The organism is Cobetia sp. SIMBA_158, from assembly GCF_046566945.1.
Classification (GTDB): domain Bacteria; phylum Pseudomonadota; class Gammaproteobacteria; order Pseudomonadales; family Halomonadaceae; genus Cobetia; species Cobetia amphilecti.
This window is the reverse complement of record NZ_JAWJYL010001123.1, coordinates 1-234: the sequence shown is the minus strand read 5'-3', so window position 1 is coordinate 234 and position 234 is coordinate 1. Positions and strand designations below refer to the sequence as shown.

The following is a 234-nucleotide window of genomic DNA, read 5'->3' as shown; positions in this document are numbered from 1 at the left end:
CTTCACCTTTAAACGCAAGGGTAATACCTTGAGGCAACGATTGCTGAGACAAATTGCGAATTTGATCGACTATATCGGCAATCGTCATACCATCCGGTAGTTCCATATCTAATTCAATAGCACGACGCTGTGCATGGCGCTCAAGCTCAGCGGCTACTCCTTCTTCACTAATATTAGCTAAGCTACTAATCGGCACTAACCTACCTTGCGAACTTGCCACATAGAGGTTTGCTA

The 234-nt window shown here is 44.9% G+C and carries 1 protein-coding gene; it reads right to left on the bottom strand.

What is annotated here, in order from left to right:
- The coding region (locus tag R2R70_RS23260; protein WP_410979385.1) for a hypothetical protein at positions 1 to 196 on the bottom strand (196 nt) is incomplete at its 3' end.
- Between the last annotated feature and the right edge of the window lie 38 nt (positions 197 to 234).